Origin of the sequence: Lysinibacillus sp. NPDC096418 (assembly GCF_044762775.1) — a bacterium.
GTDB lineage: Bacteria > Bacillota > Bacilli > Bacillales_A > Planococcaceae > Lysinibacillus.
Window position 1 is genome coordinate 1 of record NZ_JBIWEY010000016.1, and the last position, 16922, is coordinate 16922.

The window sequence follows — 16922 nt, forward strand, 5'->3', positions numbered from 1 at the left end:
TCGCATTAATGGCTGTAAACTTAAGAAAATATGCGGTCCGAGGATAATCCTCCACCGCATATTTTCAAAAACAAACGCAAAAAACGAGATTGCATTATGCAATCTCGTTTTTTCATATGAACTGAAACCTTTTTGTCCCAGCCTCTTTTCATTCTGTTAGAAATTATCTTGACCATAGAAATTACGTGAATTGTTCTCTAGTGATTCTTTATTAATGAGAAGAGGTTGGTCCACAACCCCTAGTGGGAACGTAACAATAGAGAAGCGGCTTTTATTAGCTAACTGTAAGCAAAAAAAGCACTCGTTTTAAGAGTGCTTTCACATAAAGTGTTCGATTAATTAGAATACAAATAATTTTATCATACAGCTTTTTTAATATATCTAATTTACTTATCCTTAAAATACAATTTTATTCCCAAAATAAACATGAACAAACTAAACGTTACCCAACGTAAAGCATTAACTATACCTTCAGTCAAACGAACGTAAACATCGAAGTTATCATACGGATAGATTATATTAGGTAATCCAATTAATATAATCAGACCAACAATAATACATAATACTCCATACATTTGATTTTTCATAACTGTCCCTGTTTCACCACCATAAATTAACTGATTTCTTAAGCAAAAGTCTTTTATACAAAGTAATGTACAAGGTTTTGATCAAAATGCAACTGTTCAAGTTGAAAATGCTCATGGTACAAAAGCAAAAACATTTACTCCATCACCTAAAGTCGTGCTTGACATTTGCTGAAAGAATATATTGATATATAATGTTTGTTACTCTTCTTTCAGCTGATTATCATGTTTCCCACGATATAGTTACCTAAAGTAACATTCCTTTTAGTAAGAACAAAGTTTCGTGTTAATCCGAATAAAGATATTTTCCTATTATCTTAACTACAGTTTGCTATAGCACACTTACCATCGAGTTAATTTAATCCTATCATTCCATTAATCTACATTTCAACCGACAATATTCCTGTCGGTTGAGTGGGGGCTTAATTTATAAAAAAATGTTTACACATCTCCTGTCTTCCGTATTTAGCTAAATTGTAAGCTAGTTTTACTTCATGGATGTATTATAGATGAACAGACATAGCCCGGTTAATTCACTAGAATTAAGATTACGAGAACTACAAGCAGATTTATTACTGCATCAACAAATTAAAGAATCAATTTTTAAAAAATACGGTGCGGAAATAAAAGGAATCCAGAATCGATAATGGATTTTGGAAGGCTATTTTATTTCACCGTCCAAATTGAACAAAACTATAATTTTTATATTTATTTTGGCGTAATAAATTGATTCAACAATTCTATATACTTTTGCAGGTTATAATAAAAAATAAACAAAGGAACCAAATATTCCTTTGTTTCTTTTTATTGGTGCATTCGATTTGCATATGAACTAGAAGGAGCGTCTTAGTTGAACCGCCGTATATGGACGGTGGTATGAGAAGTTGGGCGTTAATCTCTCCCTCCTATTTTCTTATTTAAGTGATAAGTCGAGGTCTCCGTGTGAAAGGGAGACTTGTAGCTGATTATCCCCATTGTGTGATTGAGAAAAATCACCCTCTATTGATTGATCATTAAATGAGATTTCTCCAAAATTCATATTTAAGTCTAAACCGAGTTCACTTTCTTTGTTTAGTAACTGAAGGTCAATATCGCCAAAACTTGAATCGAATGTCGATTTTCCGTTTAATTCACCGTCGATATCGATATCACCATGCTCACTTTCAGCAGTGAAACTCGTACTAGAAAATTGTCGTAACGACACGTCTCCAAAGGATTGCGTAATTTCAGTATGCCCTGCCACAATATCCTTCATTGAAAGATCTCCATGTCTTACAATTAGATTGAGTTGTTGGAAATTTAAGTGCTCCAGGTTTACATCGCCAAAACTTGAGTCTAATGCAATGTTTGAGAGCTTCGTATCTTTTGGTACATAAATTTTAATGCTAGGTGTTTTAAATGATGTAAAACCTAATAGGATCGCATTATTCTTCGTGTATTTAGTAGCTACTGTAAGCGTCCTTCCTTTTACTTCATACGAAACATCTGTAGTTTCAAAAGAGCTTACTTCTATCGAATAGCTATCCGATGGCAGTATTTCTACATCTACATGTTCATTGTCAATGTTAATGCTTGTAAATGCGTCTAGTTCATATGAATTCGTTACAAGAGACTGTTCATTAGGAACGTAAATACCAGTATTATTTACTGCGATAGACCATTTCCCACCAGAGACATAACCGATAATGGCTAATATAATGCCTATCACGATCATACTGCCTGCAATTTGTTTAAGCGAAGTCACTAGATACGCCCCTTTCGTTTACGTGTAATTCTTTGAAATAACCGTGCTAAGCCTTCTACACAAGCAAGACCAATTCTTTTAATTAGACGAATAGTAGGAGAGAAGATTAATACTCCGAATCCTGTAATTGTAAGTCCAACCCCTATAAAGAGTAGCGCAGTCGGCCAATGATCTGTAAGGATAAGAAAACCTGAGACAAGGGCAACGAGTCCACCAAATAAAATACCACCCACAGTGGCAACAATTGCGATAACAAAGCTAAATACGACGGCACCTGCTGAAAAGATGAGTGCGATTGCTGTAGCAAGAAGTGGTAGCGAAAGTGGTGCCGACAGTATCGCAAGAATGATGAGCCAGAAAGCTGACATATTTTTTTTCGTAGATTTTGGTGTCGCGTCTAAATCTTTAATGGCTAAGTCAGCCAGAATCTGTGCAGCTACCTGGGAAGGGGGGCCAAGTTGCTGAATGACTTGTTGTTCGTTTTCTTCTCCGGCCTCATCGAAATATTCTTCATAATAAATAAGCGCAGCGTCGATCTCATGCTCTGGAAGTCGGTGTAATCTGCTTCTTAGACTGTTTAAATAGCCCGCTTTATCCATCTAAATTCCCTCCTATTAGTACACTATCTACTTTCTTTTTATAAATTTGCCATTCGGTAAGAAGCTCTAGTAATCTTAGGCGACCATCTTGAGTAATACGATAGTACCGTCTATTTCTTCCTTGAAATGGCTGGTCATAGGTTGTTAAAAAATCGACCTTTTGCAAACGCCGTAATACAGGATAAAGCGTCGATTCCGAAATATCCATCACAGATTGTACTTGCTGGGTCAATGAATAGCCGTAAGCGTCTTCTTTCTCCAATATCGCAAGTACGCAGGCATCCAACAAAGCCGAGCCAAGTTGAAACGTCAATTTATCCACCTCACATTCATATCCCTATACAAGGTTTTATATTATATGCTGTATAGTATAAGGATAGTATATGGCGTATAACATGGTTTGTCAAATAATGTGAAAATAGTAATTAGAAAATTATTATTATAGAAAATATTGTTTGGATATGAGACAGGGAATCTGTTATAGTATGTGCTGAAGGGCAGTATCCTTTTGTGAACGGCACCTTCAAAACCGTAAGACAACTACAATAAATATCTGCCTTGATCTTCATAGACAGGGACGGAAGAAAACGAAGCGTTCTGATTGAACGAACACACTACCCTTCTGCCCATTTTTAGGTACGGAAGGGTTTTTATTGTTTTCTTCTCTTAAAAAAGGAGGAGTTCAATTGAAAACTACAACAGATTTTTTAAGGATGAAAGCAGTTGGTGAAAAAATCGTAATGCTTACAGCTTATGATCATCCATCAGCAAGGTCTGCAGAGGAAGCTGGCGTCGATATGATTTTAGTAGGAGATTCATTGGGTATGGTCGTACTTGGGTATGATTCGACGATGCCAGTGACGGTTGCAGACATGGTGCATCATGCAAAAGCGGTACGACGCGGTGCGAAGGATACGTTTGTAGTCGTTGATATGCCATTTGGTTCGTATCATGGCGATGTCAACGACACTTTAAAAACTGCCATAGCCATGATGCAAGAAACAGGTGCAGATGCACTAAAGGTAGAAGGTGCGGATGATGTTTTACCTGTTATTGCGAAGTTGACATCTGCAGGGATTCCTGTAGTGGCGCATTTAGGCTTGCTCCCACAATCTGCGGGGGTTTTAGGTGGCTATAAAGTCCAAGGTAAAACAGCAGAACAAGCGAAAAAATTGATAGAAGATGCAAAAAAATGTGAAGCGGCAGGTGCATGTGCAGTTGTGCTAGAATGCATTCCACATCAAGTAGCTGAAATCGTATCTGCGAACTTAATCATTCCAACGATTGGAATCGGGGCCGGAGTGGAAGTAGATGGTCAAGTACTTGTCTACCACGACATGCTTGGCTATGGATCACATCATGTACCGAAATTTGTTGAACAGTTTGGGGATATGGGGACAGTGGCAAGTAAGGGGATTACTGGCTATGTAGAATCAGTGAAGGCTGGGACTTTCCCAGCTCCAAAGCACTTCTTCACGATGAAAGACGAAGCACTGGATCAACTTTATGGGGGCGTAAAGTAGATGAAAGTCGTTACAACTATCGCAGCATTAAAAGTAGAAATTCAAGCAGCAAAAATAAGTGAAAAAACAATCGGCCTTGTACCAACAATGGGCTATTTACATGAAGGACATCTAACACTGGCAAAGGTGGCACGAGCAGAAAATGACCTCGTTGTCATGAGTATTTTTGTCAATCCTACACAATTTGGTCCGAACGAAGATTTTGAAAGCTATCCGCGTGATTTACCACGTGATACAGCGTTAGCTGAATCGGCGGGTGTGGATATTGTTTTCGCACCGAGCGTCGAGGAGATGTATCCACATGACGGAGGTATTCGTATTCACGCGGGCAAGCAAGCTACCGTATTGTGCGGAGCAAGTCGACCTGGACATTTTGATGGTGTCTTACAGGTCGTAGCGAAATTATTCCATTTAACACAGCCAACCCGTGCATACTTTGGTCAAAAGGATGCCCAGCAGGTGGCGATTATTGCCACGATGGTCCGTGACTATAACTTCCCATTAGATATGCGAGTTGTGCCAATTGTACGTGAGGAGGATGGCTTAGCAAAATCTTCACGCAATGTCTATTTAAGTGAAGTAGACCGTCAACAAGCACCAGCGATCAACGAAGCGTTGGAGGTAGCACGCGACAGCTTTTTAGAGAATGGTGATGCGGCGGAGGCACTTGAGAAGGCGAAAGTCCATATTGTGACGCGTACAAACGGCAAGATTGATTATATTGAACTTTTGGCTTATCCGGATTTAGTGCCAGTTACAGAAGATACAGAACAGGTACTACTAGCGGCAGCCGTTTATATTGGCAATACCCGTTTAATTGATAACCGTATTTTTAATGTGAAAGAGGGACTGTAATATGCTACGAATGATGATGAACGGTAAAATTCACCGTGCGACAGTAACAGAAGCGGATTTGAATTATGTGGGATCTATAACAATCGATGAAGATATTTTAGATGCAGTCGGTATGCTACCGAACGAAAAGGTGCATATAGTTAATAACAACAACGGTGCTCGTTTTGAAACATACATTATCGCTGGTGCACGTGGTTCAGGCGTGATTTGCGTCAACGGTGCCGCAGCACGGCTTGTGCAACGTGGGGACATTGTGATTATCATCTCTTACGTATATGTAGATAATGCCGAGGCCAAGGATCATAAGCCTACTGTAGCGATTATGGGTGAAGGTAATACTATTAAAGAAATGATAGCGTATGAGCCGGAAGCAACGGTGCTGTAATTATTGTGAGAAGTGTGTACATTTGTGTATGCTTCTTTTTTTATGAGGTCGCTTAAGTTAGGTTATAAGTCGCTCAGTATGAAGAGGGGTTCGCTCGGGTAAGGCAGAGGTTCGCTCAACATGAGGAGTAGTTCGCTCGGGTAAGGCTGTGGATCGCTCAACATGAGGAGGGATTCACTCAGGTTAGGCAGAGGTTCGCTCAGCATGAAGAGGAGTTAGCTCGGGTAAGGCAGAGGTTCGCTCAACGTGAGGAGGGATGCGCTCAGGTTAGGCAGAGGTTCGCTCAACATTAGGAGTAGTTCGCTCGGGTAAGGCTGTGGATCGCTCAACATGGAGAGGAAGTCGCTCAAGTTAGGCGGAGAGTCGCTCAACATGGAGAGGAAGTCGCTCAAGTTAGGTAGAGGTTCGCTCAATATGGAGGGGAAGTTGCTCAAGTTAGGTAGAAAGTCGCTCAACATGATGTGGAGTCCGCTTGGGTTTGGCAAATTTTTACTCTCTCCGGCCGCGAAACACTCTTCTGATGTAGAAACCTTCGTAAAATGGCAGAAGCATGACCGCTGAGCCTTATTTATGATAAAATTTATCTATACAAAAGTGAACTGTGAGTTGAGATGATGATGGAAAGTCAAAAGTATGCAATTGTTGATTTGGAGACTACCGGTCATTCGCCTGCAAATGGTGACCGGATGATTCAAATTGCGATTGTTATTATGAAGGATTGGGAAATTGAACGTACTTATACGAAATTTATTCATCCGGGGAAAGCGATTCCTTCCTTTATTCAAGATTTAACGCATATTACAGATGAGGACGTCAAGGATGCTTTGCCGTTTGAGGCACATGCGGATTACATATATGAACTAATTGCCGATTGTATTTTCGTCGCGCATAATACGGATTTTGACTTATCCTTTTTACAAGCAGAGTTCAAACGAGCAGGTTTACCGAAGTGGCAGGGCAAAAGCATGGATACAGTCGAGCTTGCGAAAATATTGTATCCGATTTCACTCAGCTTCAAGTTAGGCGATTTAGCTGCTGACCTAAACATCAAGCTAACAAATGCACACCGTGCGGACGAGGATGCACGCGCAACTGCTGAGCTTTTCAAACGTTGCTGGAAGGAATTATTGAACTTACCGCAATTAACACTCGAGCAAATGCATAAACGATCGTTTCGTTTGAAATCCAATTTGTCACAACTCTTTTTCGAGGCACTGCAAATTAAACGCCAACATGTTACTACACATGAAAATGTTTCGTACCACCGAAATTTTGCCATAGGTGATGGCCGAAAAAATCATACAGACAATCATGACTTAGTGCCTTACCCGCAAGCAGCAGCTGACAAGGAAGCTCTCATGGCAAAATCGATGAAAAATTATGAGCAACGCCCGGCGCAATTTGCGATGATGGATGCCATTTGGCAAGCACTAAACAAAAAAGAAGAATGTGTAATCGAGGCATCAACAGGTATCGGAAAAACCGTTGGCTATTTACTGCCAGCCATTATGTATGCACGAGCACATAACAAGAAAATTGCCATTAGCACATACACAGCGCATTTACAGGAGCAACTTGTCGATGATGAGCTACCAAAAGTTGAAAAAATTCTAGGTACAAAGGTCAATATAGCTGTGTTAAAAGGCATGCATCATTACATCGACTTATCACGCTTTGAGCAATGCATCGCATATGGAGAAGAATCTTATGATGAAACGTTTACCATTTTACAGCTACTCGTATGGCTTACAAAAACCGAAACCGGTGTATTAAGTGAACTCAATGTTTCTGGTGGTGGACAGTTATTTTTAGATAAAATCAGAAAAATGCCTGATGAAAAACCAGCAAGAGGTTTTGATTTCTATGAACAAGCATTAAAAAAGAGCGAAACCGCCGACTGCATCGTAACGAATCATTCGATGGTGCTTAGTGATTTAGTGCGTCAAACGCCGATCTTTACACAAATTGATGGCTGGATCATAGATGAAGCCCATCAATTTATCCAAGCAGCTATGCAACAGGACGAAACAGTATTCTCATATACGCAGTGGAAATATGTATTCGGCCAGATTGGTACTATGGAAGAAAGTGCACTGTACCAACAGTTTAGCCAAGCTGCCAAAAAGAAACAACGCGTCTCGATGCAAAACTTACAGCGCTTCGACGAACAATTTATGCGCCTACAACGAATTTTTGATGAAACGGTTCAGCATGTCGTACAAAAAATGCAACAATACTTCAAAGGAAAGCAAACAGTTGGGAGTAAACGTACACTCTTCTTAGAAGAATTACAACTCGCAAAAGAGCCTTTTATCCGTGTCAGCAAACTGTTCCAACAGTGGGTTGACCTTGCAGAAGAAGTGGGACGCTCCTTTGAAAACGACATCGAGCAACTCGATAAAAATGAGAAATTCCTATTATCTGAATGGTACTATTGGGTTCGTGAAATGAAGTTGAAAATTACAGACTGGGAAGAAATATTCCTATCGCCGCAAGAAGACAACTCCGTTTGGCTTGAAATCGATCGACGCAGTGTGCCAGGGAGTTTACATGTCTTTAAAAAGCCAATTAATGTTACGCCGATCATTGAGAAAGTACTCGACCCTCTGCGTATACAAGCAAGCATCGTGTGGACGTCAGGTACGATGACTGTACCAGGCAATGAACGCTTTATCACGCGTCAACTTGGCATTCAAGACAACGTAAATGTCCTGCAACTTCAGGCACCACCAGCGTACTATGCAGGGGCAAAGGCGTATATTGTCACAGATATGCCTGACATCCAGCAAGTGTCACAAGCCGAGTACATCGAAGCGGTCGCGCTCGCTATTACGCGTACCGTACGGATGACAGAAGGGCGTTGCTTTGTGCTCTTTACCGCACAGGATATGCTGCGAAAAACGGTTGAGCTCATTCAAGATAGTGAACTACTTGATGACTATATGCTATTTGCACAAGGAGTCACAGGCGGAAGTCGCATGCGCATTCTAAAATCATTCCAAAAATTTAGCAATGCTGTTCTCTTTGGTACAAATAGTTTCTGGGAGGGGGTAGACGTACCTGGCGATGCACTAGCATCTGTTATTGTCGTACGCTTACCATTCTCGTCACCAGAAGAACCTGTATTTAAGGCACGTGCCAAGCATTTATCCGAGCAAGGCCGCAACTCGTTCAATGAGCTATCGCTTCCAGAAGCCATCATGCGCTTTAAGCAAGGTTTTGGTCGATTGATCCGTTCATCCCAGGACAAAGGCGCCTTTATTGTATTGGATCGCCGCATTTCAACGAAATCGTATGGTAAGGAATTTATCAAAGCATTGCCACCGATTGACGTAAAAAAACTACAACTGCCAGAATTACTGAAAGAATTGAGTAATTGGCAGAAATAAATGAGATCCTCCTAGGTTGGAATTTGCGACTTAGGGGGATTTTTTTTTGAAAAATATATGTGTTTTTGGAGCGGACATGCTGGTGGTTAATGAAGAATAGCAGCATGTTTTAAGCGCTCTAAGCAATTGAAACAGCATCTTTTTTATCAATAGTAATTTAAGTTATCTTTTTTTGTTTCATATAATTTTTATCTAAAGAAAAAAATCCATCATATCGTACAATTTATTTATCATCTACTAATCGCCAGATGGTAATACAAGTTACAAGTTTTTTGAATTTCAACAAGTGTTTAGTACGCCAATTTCAGTAGAATTTCCGAATTAACTGTCTGTAATTAAAAGTCGGAATTTTAGAAATTCAAATACTTTTAATTAATAAATCACTCTAAAGATTCTAAATTCTTCTTAGTTAATCCAAAAATTTTTTGATTACGACTTGTTATTTTGACGCATATTTCTATAAATTTAATAGGAGTTCATTCTATTATAAATAGAAAACCTATGAATGAATTAACATGCGCTATTTATAATAAAAATTAGTTCGGTATAAAATGCCGGACTCAGTGTTTTTTTGCGAAAAAGGGGAAATGAAATAATTTTCATAGCGATTAATCACAAAAAAAATTTCAAAAAATTAATTGACACTCAAATATTTATGACTTAATATGAGTCTCAGCATAATAATATAGCTCTTATTAATAACCGTTGAGACGAGGGGTCGAAGATACGGTGGCCAAACAATTTAGTTCAAGATGAATTAAATCCAGTGGGCCGAACCTGAGCACAAAATTTACTTTTGTGAACAATAAGAGGAACAGCAGCTGATAGTATTCGAAGCTTTCCTTAAATTGGGTGAGCTTTTTTTTATGCCCTAAAACTATAAATTTGTTAGGAGCAGTGAAAATTGTCAGAAAAAGTATTATTCACATCGGAGTCTGTTTCGGAAGGACATCCAGATAAAATTGCAGACCAAATTTCAGATGCAGTATTAGACGCAGCATTATCGCAAGATCCGCTATCACGTGTGGCATGCGAAGTATTCACAACGACAAACACGGTAATTGTTGGTGGAGAGATCACAACAAAAGCTGAACTAGATATCGAAAAAATTGCCCGTGATACCCTAATCGGCATTGGTTATACAGATGATAAGTTCGGTATTGATGGTCATACCTGCGACGTACAAGTTTTAGTACACACACAATCACCTGATATCGCAATGGGGGTTGATTCTTCAAGCGATACAAAAGAAGTTGGTGCAGGTGACCAAGGGATTATGTTCGGTTTTGCGACGAATGAAACTGAAAACTACATGCCTTTAGCCATTGAAATGGCGCATATGCTTGTAAAACGTGCAACTGAACAACGTAAAAATGGTCAATTCAAATGGGCTCGCCCAGATATGAAATCACAAGTAACGATTGATTATACGAATAGTAAGCAACCTAAAATTGATACTGTTTTAATGTCAATTCAACATGATGATGATTTTGACCAAGAAGCTTTTACTGAGTACGTTACAGAAAACGTAATTAAAGCTGTTGCGAAGCAATTTGGACTGAATGAGGACTTCCGTATTTTAATTAATCCGACCGGTCGTTTCGTAGTAGGGGGACCACACGGAGATGCTGGTTTAACAGGACGTAAGATTATTGTTGATACTTATGGCGGCGCAGCTCGTCATGGTGGTGGCGCATTTTCTGGTAAAGACTGCACAAAAGTTGACCGCTCAGCGGCTTACGCAGCGCGTTACGTTGCGAAAAATATTGTTGCAGCAGGCTTAGCAGATAAATGTGAAATCCAATTATCATATGCAATTGGTGTAAGTGAACCAATTAGTATTGCTTTAGAAACATTTGGTACAGAAAAAGTAGCGAAAGAAGAAATTCTAGAAGCGATTCGTCAATTATTCGACTTAACGCCAACTGGCATTATCAACATGTTAGATCTACGTAAACCACAATATCAACAAGTTGCGGCTTATGGTCATTTTGGACGTAGTGATGTAAACGTATCTTGGGAAAAAACAGATAAAGTCTCGGAATTAGAGCAACTTTTAGCAGTTGCTATAGGGCAATGATGCAATGCGTGCAAGATCGAGTGGCTACAGAGGAATTTTTAGCCACTCAAGATCGCATGCCATTATTTGAAGCTTTGGTCAACTATGCTAAACAAGACGTTACGCCGTTTGATGTACCTGGACATAAAATGGGGCTAGAAACAAACCCATTAAAATGGGCGCTTGGAGAAATGACGTTAAGAATGGACGTCAATTCGATGAAGGAACTTGATTTATTAAGTCATCCGGAATCGGTTATAAAAGAAGCTCAGGAATTAGCTGCGCAAGCATTTAATGTAGACTACGCTTACTTTTTAGTAAATGGAACTTCTGTTGGTATTCTTGCGATGATTTTAGCGACATGTAAACCAGGAGATACATTAATCGTACCTCGTAACTGCCATAAATCAGTGATGAACGGCATTATATTAAGTGGTGCAAAACCCGTATTTATTCAACCGGAAGTTGATCAACATTTTGGTATTGCACACGGCATTTCAGTTGAAAATGTAAAATTGGCACTTGCAGAAAATCCACAAGCGAAAACTTTACTTGTGACGTATCCAACATATTTTGGTTCAATGAATAAACTGCAAGAAATTTGTAAGCTCGCACATGAACAAAACGTAACAGTACTTGTAGATAGTGCCCACGGAGCACATTTAACATTTTTACCTGATGCAAATGATGCGATACGTGCTGGTGCAGATGCAGTTACGATTAGTATGCATAAAACGGGTGGTTCCTTAACGCAAAGTTCGCTTCTTTTACTACAAGAGCAACGAATCGATTCGAAGCATTTGCAAAAAGTTTTAAATATGCTTCAAACGACGAGTGCTAATTATTTATTAATGAGTTCTTTAGATGTAGCAAGACGTGATTTAGCGTTGTTCGGACAGCAACGTTATAGCAAGTTAAAGCCAATTGTTGATGCGGCAATTGATGAAATTGAAAAAAATTCAAGCTATGAAGTGCTAAAAGCTGAATACGTACAACAAAATTTTAGTCAGTCATATGATTGGACGAAACTTGTGATTCGTGTGAACGATATTGGTTTAACTGGTTTTGAAGTTTACACAATATTGAAACAACAGCATGGCATTCAATTAGAACTTGCTGAAGGATATGTCATAATGGCAGTCATAAGTCATGTTGATACGAATGAAACAATCGGTAAATTAGTACAGGCATTAAAACAAATAGAACGTAAACACGCAAAAAAAGATGCCATTCAGTCACCTCATGTGACAGCGAATCAAATAAATAGTTTAGCTATGACACCACAACAGGCGTGTAATGCAGAAACAGAAACAATTTCAATTTATAATGCGGTAGGTCGAATCAGTGCAGATTCATTAATGATATATCCACCAGGAATACCACTAATAATCCCCGGAGAAGTTATTTCAGAGGACGTAGTAGAATTATATGACTTCTATTTTCTTAATCTTGGGAATGTTCTGATCGAAACGAAAGAAAAAAATCACATCACTGTCGTAAGGGAGACAAATAAATGAGCATTGAATTATCAACATTAGGTAGACACGTATTAATAGAATTTTATGGTTGTCCAAGTGAAATTATTGAGCAAAATGCTTTAATCGAGCAGTTTATGAATGAAGCGGCAGATTATTCTGGGGCAACAATTGTAGAATCGTGCTTCCACCATTTCAACCCTTATGGAGTTTCGGGTGCAGTCATTATTGCTGAATCACATCTAACGATTCACACTTGGCCAGAATACGGATTTGCTTCAGTAGATGTTTACACTTGTGGTGACTCAGTAAGCCCTTGGAAAGCAGCAGAATATTTAGAGCAAAAACTACAAGCGAAAAAGACAGAATCATTTGAAGTGCCTCGTGGAATGGCAGATAAAATCCGCCAATTTGCAGAACAAGAAATTGATACGATTTTAGTGAAACAAGAAGTATTAGAGGGCGTGATTTAATGAAATGGTATACAGAGCAATGGAGCGATCACTGTAAATTTTCAATCGGATATAACGAAGAAATTCATAGTGAACAATCTCCGTTTCAAAAAATAGATTTCTATAAAGGTGAAGAGTTTGGTACGTTCTTCACTTTAGACGGGTTGATGATGGTCAATGAAAAAGATGAATTCGTTTATCATGATATGATCACGCACCCAGCATTCGCTACCAACCCAGCTATTAAAAAAGTATTGATTATAGGCGGGGGTGATGGTGGTACCGCTCGTGAAGTACTACGATACAAATCAGTAGAAAAAGTAGTAATGGTTGAAATTGATGAGTTAGTATTCCGTTTAAGTCAAAAATATCTACCAATTACAGCAGCAGGTGTTGAAGAAGATCCACGTATGGAATTGATTTTTGATGATGGGCTAGCATACGTACAAAACGCAGCTGATCAATCATTTGATTTAATATTAGTAGATTCAACTGATCCGATTTCAGTTGGTGAAGGTTTATTTACAACAGCTTTCTACAAAGAATGTTACCGTGTATTAAATGAAAAAGGAATTCTAATTAATCAACACGAATCACCATACTTCGCTGAGTATGCAGAAAACATGCGTAAAGCACATAAAAAAATTAAAGGGATTTTCCCAATCGCAAGCGTATATCAATTCCATATGCCAACATATCCATCAGGGCACTGGTTATTCGGTTTTGCTTCTAAGGCATTACATCCAATTAAAGATATTGATGTAGATACTTGGGACAATTTTGGTCTGAAAACGAAATATTACAATACAGATTTACACGTTGGTGCATTTGCACTTCCTACATTTGTGAAGGAGGCGCTTGAACGTGATGAATAAACCTTTAAACGTTAGTACTTTTATCGGTTGTGAAAGTGACTATTCTAATTCAGAAATCGTATTATTCGGTATTCCTTTCGACGGAACAACTAGTTTTCGTCCTGGAACTCGCTTTGCAATGCAGGCAATTCGTCCGGATTCATACGGATTAGAAACTTACTCTCCGTATTTAAAGAAAGATCTTGAAAAATGTGCAATTTATGATGGCGGCGATTTAGAAATGCCATTAGGAAATACGCAAAAATCGATGGATACGATTTTAGAATATACACGTAGCGTAGTTCAAGATAATAAAAAATTCTTAATGGTTGGTGGTGAGCACTTAGTAAGTTTCCCAACAATCCAAGCGGCATATGAAAAATACCCAGATCTACACGTAATTCATATCGATGCCCATACAGATTTACGTGATGAATTTTTAGGTGAAAAACTATCACACGCAGCAGTTATTCGTCGTTGTCATGATTTCTTAGGAGACGGACGTATTTTCCAATTTGGTATTCGTTCAGGTACTGAACAAGAATTTGAATGGGCAAAAGAACATACGTACTTAGAGCCATTTTATTTAAATACTTTAAAAGATATCGTTGAAAAACTTCGGGATGTACCAGTATACATTACCATTGATTTAGACGTATTAGATCCGAGTGTTTTACCAGGTACAGGTACTCCTGAGCCAGGCGGCATTACGTACCGAGAATTATTAGAAGCAATCGGGCACTTTCAAACATTAAATAATATTGTTGCAGCGGATGTGGTAGAGTTATCTCCCCAATACGATCCGTCTGGCGCATCAACAGCAGTAGCATGTAAAACAATTCGTGAAATGCTGCTGACTTTAGCGAAATAAGAAGCAAAGCATTCAAAGTGAAAAGACTTTGAATGCTTGTTTTTTTGTCTATTAGTCTGCTACTACTTTTTTATAAAAAAGTAATAGCATCATCCATACGACTGACCCCTGTATATGCGGCAGAGGTCAAAAAGCAATTACCCAACCAGTTGTCGGTATTTTACCGACGATTGATTGGGTAGTTTCGCTTGTACCGTACTGGTACTCCAATAGCTAATGAGGTTAATCTTTTTGTATAGAAATAAGCCAAAGAAAATCATCCTCAGGAATAATTTGAATGTCAAAACCAAGGCTGATTAATTGCTGAGCTTTTGCTTGTTTTGTACTTATCCCACGACGTTTCTCCCCAAGAATTAAGAAATCAGTATCCTTTGTAACAGCCCCTTGCATAATACCTCCACAAGCTCGCACTTTTTTCGCTGCTTCGGATCGTGTCATTGTGGAAAGGGCGCCTGTGAAGACGATTTGTTTATTAGTAAATGGATGCATAAACCGTTCAAATGGGTCAGATAGGATGATATCTTCTTTGGTGTTGATATTATTGTTCATGTTGCTTCTCCTTAATTGAATGGAAAGATGGCTATTTATTATTATAGGCTAGATTGATTGAAATGTAAGGATTTAAAACAATATCACTCGATAACAAGCGGAAACGTAATGTGTGCATAGGTAAATTTTGGTTAAAAAAGGAACCTGTATTTCCGGGAAGTCGTTTTTAACTATATGGAGTTTACTCAAAAAGGGGATAGCCCATGGAAATTAAAGAAATGAATGTTAAATATGAGGAAAAGCTATTTATAAAAAAGTTATTAAATAGAATGTTAATAGCGAGTTTAATAGTTATAGGATTGGTCGGTTATGGCGTTTATTGGGCATTTTTTGATCTGGAGAGGTTACCAACAGGAGAGTATCTTACAGAGGAAACATCACCTGATGGGAAATATACCGTTAAAGCATATGTCACGAATGGAGGGGCAACAACTGCTAATTCTGTTCGTGGTGAATTGACATTGAATGATAGCCGTGCTAAAACCCAAAATATTTATTGGAATTACCGTGAAGATAGCGCAACTATTATTTGGATAGACAATAATACGGTAGTTATAAATGGACATACGTTAGATGTGCCGGGTGATAAATTTGATTTTAGAAATCAATAATCATGCATCTCTTCATACTATAACAGTAATTGTTTAATTAGAGAAAATGCTTCTTTAGCAAAATCCTGCCGATACGTTTCACTCGCGCTTTCATCGGAAAATGTCCCACAGGAGTCTACGCGGATTTTTACCTGTATATCAAAAAATAGCTTCACTCAGGTAGCCTGTGACTTTTGTAAGCATGCTGGACACGGCGCCGATGAATGTCTTATTATAAATCAATTGGCCAGAATGAAATCAATCATTCTTGACTAGAACTGATCTTAAATTTGAAAAGGGGAATTCCTTAATGACAAATAGTAGAAAAAATCCGGAAGTCGATGAATTTTTAAATAGAGCTAAAAAGTGGAAGGCGGAATTTGAACAGTTGAGAAGTATTGTTCTTGACTTTGAATTGACCGAAGAAATTAAGTGGAAGCATCCTTGCTATATGTTTGAGAACAAAAACATCGTATTAATCCATGGTTTTAAAGAATATTGTGCGCTTCTGTTTCACAAAGGTGCCTTGCTAAAGGATGTTCACGGAAAGCTCATCCAACAAACTGAAAATGTACAGGCAGCCCGCCAGATTCGCTTTACTAATGTTCAAGAAATCGTGGAAATGGAAACAATTTTGAAAGAATATATTAATGAGGCCATTGAAGTAGAAAAAGCCGGTTTGGAAGTGGCGTATAAAAAGAAAACTGAAATTACCATTCCTGAAGAACTTCAAAATAAATTCACTGAAATGCCAGACTTGAAAACAGCTTTTGAAGCATTGACGCCAGGACGACAAAGAGCATACATTCTTTATTTTTTACAAGCCAAACAACCCAAAACTCGAGAATCAAGGATTGAAAAATATACGCAACAAATTCTTGACGGGAAGGGACTTAAAGATTAGTTAGTTCGTGAAAAAATAAATGCCTTGAGAAATCTATTCAGAAATAATAATGTACAGAAATCATAGAGAACAGGATGTTGCTTCTTTTT

At 38.5% G+C, this 16922-nt stretch carries 16 protein-coding genes; 12 read left to right on the forward strand and 4 right to left on the reverse strand.

Annotated features, from left to right (window positions below; translation table 11 throughout):
* Nucleotides 1–1093 precede the first annotated feature (1093 nt).
* The gene (locus tag ACIQZG_RS13180; RefSeq protein WP_402755677.1) at nucleotides 1094–1231 is read left to right on the forward strand and encodes a hypothetical protein; all 138 of its coding nucleotides are present in this window, start codon (nucleotides 1094–1096) and stop codon (nucleotides 1229–1231) included.
* Nucleotides 1232–1497: 266 nt separating this feature from the next.
* Here the strand turns inward: ACIQZG_RS13180 and ACIQZG_RS13185 are convergent, their stop codons facing one another.
* Genes ACIQZG_RS13185 through ACIQZG_RS13195 form a run of 3 tightly spaced genes read right to left on the reverse strand, consistent with a single transcriptional unit; the run spans nucleotide 1498 to nucleotide 3213 of the window.
* On the reverse strand, nucleotides 1498–2328 hold the full coding sequence (locus tag ACIQZG_RS13185; RefSeq protein ID WP_402755678.1) for a DUF4097 family beta strand repeat-containing protein: 831 nt from the start codon (nucleotides 2326–2328) through the stop codon (nucleotides 1498–1500).
* Nucleotides 2328–2927, reverse strand: a complete 600-nt coding sequence (locus ACIQZG_RS13190) for a DUF1700 domain-containing protein (RefSeq protein WP_402755679.1) — start codon at nucleotides 2925–2927, stop codon at nucleotides 2328–2330. Before ACIQZG_RS13190 ends, ACIQZG_RS13185 begins: the two co-directional genes overlap by 1 nt.
* The gene (locus ACIQZG_RS13195; RefSeq protein WP_483869787.1) at nucleotides 2920–3213 is read right to left on the reverse strand and encodes a PadR family transcriptional regulator; all 294 of its coding nucleotides are present in this window, start codon (nucleotides 3211–3213) and stop codon (nucleotides 2920–2922) included. Before ACIQZG_RS13195 ends, ACIQZG_RS13190 begins: the two co-directional genes overlap by 8 nt.
* A 400-nt stretch (nucleotides 3214–3613) precedes the next feature.
* Here ACIQZG_RS13195 and panB point away from each other — a divergent pair, with 400 nt between their 5' ends.
* The 9 genes from panB (at nucleotide 3614) to speB (ending at nucleotide 14790) form a co-directional block, all read left to right on the forward strand.
* On the forward strand, nucleotides 3614–4450 hold the full coding sequence (panB, locus tag ACIQZG_RS13200) for a 3-methyl-2-oxobutanoate hydroxymethyltransferase (RefSeq protein ID WP_402755681.1): 837 nt from the start codon (nucleotides 3614–3616) through the stop codon (nucleotides 4448–4450).
* Nucleotides 4451–5305 (forward strand): pantoate--beta-alanine ligase, encoded by an 855-nt coding sequence (panC, locus tag ACIQZG_RS13205; protein ID WP_402755682.1) that lies wholly within the window; start codon nucleotides 4451–4453, stop codon nucleotides 5303–5305.
* A 1-nt stretch (nucleotide 5306) separates the two neighbouring features.
* A complete protein-coding gene (gene panD, locus ACIQZG_RS13210) occupies nucleotides 5307–5690 on the forward strand; it encodes an aspartate 1-decarboxylase (protein WP_402755683.1) in 384 nt (127 codons plus the stop codon).
* Between the two features lie 614 nt (nucleotides 5691–6304).
* Nucleotides 6305–9079, forward strand: coding sequence for an ATP-dependent DNA helicase DinG (gene dinG / locus ACIQZG_RS13215; RefSeq protein ID WP_402755684.1), 2775 nt, complete (start codon nucleotides 6305–6307; stop codon nucleotides 9077–9079).
* 904 nt (nucleotides 9080–9983) lie between these two features.
* Complete coding sequence (gene metK, locus ACIQZG_RS13220) at nucleotides 9984–11159, forward strand: methionine adenosyltransferase (RefSeq protein WP_402755685.1); 1176 nt, start codon at nucleotides 9984–9986, stop codon at nucleotides 11157–11159.
* Nucleotides 11159–12655, forward strand: coding sequence for an aminotransferase class I/II-fold pyridoxal phosphate-dependent enzyme (locus tag ACIQZG_RS13225; protein ID WP_402755686.1), 1497 nt, complete (start codon nucleotides 11159–11161; stop codon nucleotides 12653–12655). The genes metK and ACIQZG_RS13225 overlap by 1 nt, the downstream gene beginning before the upstream one ends.
* Nucleotides 12652–13086 carry an adenosylmethionine decarboxylase gene (gene speD / locus ACIQZG_RS13230; RefSeq protein ID WP_387082914.1) on the forward strand — a complete coding sequence of 145 codons (435 nt, stop codon included), beginning with the start codon at nucleotides 12652–12654 and terminating at the stop codon, nucleotides 13084–13086. The genes ACIQZG_RS13225 and speD overlap by 4 nt, the downstream gene beginning before the upstream one ends.
* Nucleotides 13086–13940, forward strand: coding sequence for a polyamine aminopropyltransferase (speE, locus tag ACIQZG_RS13235; RefSeq protein WP_402755689.1), 855 nt, complete (start codon nucleotides 13086–13088; stop codon nucleotides 13938–13940). The genes speD and speE overlap by 1 nt, the downstream gene beginning before the upstream one ends.
* Nucleotides 13933–14790: an agmatinase gene (gene speB, locus ACIQZG_RS13240; RefSeq protein ID WP_402755817.1), complete on the forward strand. Its 858-nt coding sequence runs from the start codon at nucleotides 13933–13935 to the stop codon at nucleotides 14788–14790. The genes speE and speB overlap by 8 nt, the downstream gene beginning before the upstream one ends.
* Nucleotides 14791–15012: 222 nt before the next feature.
* On the opposite strand, the gene ACIQZG_RS13245 is transcribed toward speB, so the two are convergent.
* Nucleotides 15013–15339: a BRCT domain-containing protein gene (locus tag ACIQZG_RS13245; protein WP_402755690.1), complete on the reverse strand. Its 327-nt coding sequence runs from the start codon at nucleotides 15337–15339 to the stop codon at nucleotides 15013–15015.
* Nucleotides 15340–15542: 203 nt separating this feature from the next.
* On the opposite strand from ACIQZG_RS13245, the gene ACIQZG_RS13250 reads away from it, so the two are divergent.
* Nucleotides 15543–15950 carry a DUF5412 domain-containing protein gene (locus ACIQZG_RS13250; RefSeq protein WP_402755692.1) on the forward strand — a complete coding sequence of 136 codons (408 nt, stop codon included), beginning with the start codon at nucleotides 15543–15545 and terminating at the stop codon, nucleotides 15948–15950.
* Nucleotides 15951–16239: 289 nt separating this feature from the next.
* Entirely contained in the window at nucleotides 16240–16833 is a 594-nt protein-coding gene (locus ACIQZG_RS13255; protein ID WP_402755694.1) for a YdeI/OmpD-associated family protein, read from the forward strand.
* The last annotated feature ends 89 nt before the right edge of the window (nucleotides 16834–16922 follow it).